4 protein-coding genes and 1 pseudogene are annotated in these 2,669 nt (G+C 60.0%); all 5 read right to left on the minus strand.

Annotated elements, in window-relative coordinates; genetic code table 11:
* A partial coding sequence (locus C6W91_RS20875; RefSeq protein ID WP_370571572.1) for a DUF3768 domain-containing protein occupies positions 1 to 349 on the minus strand: 349 nt, incomplete at its 3' end.
* A gap of 87 nt (positions 350 to 436) precedes the next feature.
* Positions 437 to 646 carry a DUF6330 family protein gene (locus C6W91_RS20880; protein ID WP_370571573.1) on the minus strand — a complete coding sequence of 70 codons (210 nt, stop codon included), beginning with the start codon at positions 644 to 646 and terminating at the stop codon, positions 437 to 439.
* A gap of 23 nt (positions 647 to 669) precedes the next feature.
* Positions 670 to 972, minus strand: a pseudogene (locus tag C6W91_RS20885) (zincin-like metallopeptidase domain-containing protein); the annotation flags it as partial.
* 110 nt (positions 973 to 1,082) lie between these two features.
* Positions 1,083 to 2,081, minus strand: coding sequence for a tyrosine-type recombinase/integrase (locus C6W91_RS20890; RefSeq protein ID WP_370571574.1), 999 nt, complete (start codon positions 2,079 to 2,081; stop codon positions 1,083 to 1,085).
* Positions 2,078 to 2,596 (minus strand): tyrosine-type recombinase/integrase, encoded by a 519-nt coding sequence (locus tag C6W91_RS20895; RefSeq protein ID WP_370571575.1) that lies wholly within the window; start codon positions 2,594 to 2,596, stop codon positions 2,078 to 2,080. Before C6W91_RS20895 ends, C6W91_RS20890 begins: the two co-directional genes overlap by 4 nt.
* Positions 2,597 to 2,669: the final 73 nt, after the last annotated feature.

A 2,669-nucleotide genomic window follows, 5' to 3' on the forward strand; every position in this document is an offset into this window, starting at 1 on the left:
AGGAGCCAAACCAGCGTTGCACAGAAAGAAAAGGACTTGAAAATGTAATTTCCTCATGCAGATCGATCTTCCAGAACACGGTCTCGCACCGGATCTCGACCGCGCCGAAATCGTGCCAGCCTTCGGGGTCATTCTCCGGCTCGAATGTGGCAAACTCACCGGTTGCCTTCACCGCCTCGGCCATGAAGCCATCGCTGGCCTCCATGAGCGAGCGGGTCACATGCATACGGCCCTGGATGGGCTGCTCTGGCGGCACCCCGAGGCACACGAGCTTGCGAAACGCGTCGTTCTGCGCCGCGATCACACTCGGATCAGGGCGGTCTGGCTGGGTTTGTGCGATGATGATCATCGGGCTCTCCTTTGAGAAGTTGAAACACCCTTCCCAAAGCCTGCTTTTTCTTTTCCGCTTGGCGGATGAATCGAGGCCGAAGGCGCCCTACCCGAACAGCCCTTTGGGTCTGTAATTCGGGTTGGGGATGGTTTCGATCCAGCCGCCCTGGTCCGTGATGCTCTCGAGCGCTGCCGAAAGCGGATACGCGCCCTCGGACGGGCTCCGCCAATAGGCACCGCGTTTGAAGGTGATGATCTTGCGGCGGCCGTCTTCGAAGCAGGCCACCCGCAGCGTCTTGGGTTCCTTGCGTGACATGGACCTCTCCGTTCTCCCTGTGGTCAGGCCGCTTCGGCGCTGCCCCCTGCCCTGCCCACCTCCGATCTGGCTATCAGATAGTCGCAGGCCCGCTGCGCATCCGCGGCGTGCTTGAAGATCGCGCCCTTGTCCGACCGAAGGACGCGCAACCAGTTGTGGAGGTAGGCGGCATTCATCTCCAGCGTATGCGCCGTGAAGCCGAGCGTCTGACCCAGGAACACAGAGGTCAATTCCGCGACGATCTCCTCGCGTGCGTAAGAGGTGTTGCCGAACTTCGAGAGACCAAAATCGCGGTTCAGTCGATGCGGGGCTTTCGTGGCATGGGCCTTATGCCGACATCGGCATAAGGCCCATAATGCCGAGGTTCGGATTATGCCGCGCCGATCTGCAGGACCAGTTGCGTTGCGGTCGGATCGGCGCGGCATGTCGGCATAATTCAGAGCGCTTCGAGGAAGGCCAACAGTTCATCTCCCGGTCGATAGCGTCCGCCCGAGCTGTTGACCGGCTTCGTCAGGGCCATCGCTCTTTCCTTCAGTTCGATATCGGCGTGGATGTAGACCTGCGTCGTCTCGACCGATTCATGACCCAGCCAGAGAGCAATGATTGTTCGGTCAACACCGCTCTGCAGAAGCTGCATTGCGGTGGTATGGCGCAAGACATGGGGGGTGACGCACTTCAATCTGAACGTCGAACTGGTCAAGGCGGCGGTGGCCGAGTGCTTCCGAACGATCCGTTCAACCGCGTCTCGGCTCAAGCACGCGCCCCGGATCGTCGCAAACAAGGGGTCGCTGGGGCCGACGTCAATCTGGGCAAGCCAAGCTTTCAAAGCATCCCGACTATCCGCACGAAGCGGTGTTGCGCGTTCCTTTCGGCCCTTGCCCATGCACCTGAGGTGCGCTCCGGTGCCAAGCTCGACATCGCCAACGCGAAGGCCGATCACCTCTGATACACGCAAGCCGGTTTGGAGCATTGTGAGAAGCAGAACGCGGTCGCGCCGCCCAAACCAGGTCGTCTGGTCAGGTGCCTTCAGCAAGGCCTCCATCTCGTCACGGGTCAGGAAGTCCACGACGCGTTTTTCGTGCCGTTTGGACGGCATCGCCAGCACCTTCTGGCAATGATGCAGCAACTGGGGTTCACAGCCCGCGATATATTTGAAGAACGAACGGATCGCTGCTAGCCGCGTGTTCCGGCTTCGCGCGCTGTTGCCGCGTTCCTCCTCGCAAAAGGTCAAGAACCGCCCGATGATGTCGGCATCGATGTGGGCTACATGCAGCTCAGTCGGCGGCAACCTGGTCTCTGCTGTCGCGTATTTCAGCAAGAGCCGGAAGGTGTCGCGATAGCTGGCGATCGTGTTTGGGCTGGCCTGCATCTGGGTCAACAGCCGCTCGGTGAAGAACCGTTGCACGTAGATGGGCAATGGATAGGTCGCGATCATGATGCACCCTCCAGTACCCGTCGTTCGGCCCGCGCCGCGGCCAACTGCATCAGCTCGGGCACGGCCTCGATATACCAGAATGTGTGCTTTGGCTCGGAATGGCCGAGATAGGTGCTGAGCTTGTACATTTCGGCCTCGATGTCCAGGCCATCGCGGAACCAGTCCAGGATGGTGTGGACGGCAAATGTGTGCCGCAAATCATGGATGCGTGGCCCATTGCCGTGTCGGTTGAAGGATTGCGGGGATCGTAGGCCGGTGTTTCTGCAGGCCAGCGCGAAGTTGTAGCGTGCCCCGCAATCTCCCGCCGGTTCGCCATCTTCTTTGATGAAGAACGCCGACGACTGGTGCGCGACCAGCCGATCCCGCAACTCGGCATAGTGGGCGAGCCGATGGGCGGTGTCACCGTTGACGGGCAGCTGCCGATCTTTACCATTCTTCGTGTTTCTGAGCGTTAACACGGCACGGTCAAGATCGACATCCTGCTGATCAAGAGACAAAGCTTCGTTCACCCGCATGCCCGTCTATAGCGCGTCAATCTGGGTGAGACGCTAGCGACAATCAGGATGAGATTCTACGTCGCGGCATCGG

The sequence above is a fragment of the Phaeobacter sp. SYSU ZJ3003 genome (genome assembly GCF_041300735.1).
Taxonomy (GTDB): domain Bacteria; phylum Pseudomonadota; class Alphaproteobacteria; order Rhodobacterales; family Rhodobacteraceae; genus Phycobacter; species Phycobacter gallaeciensis_A.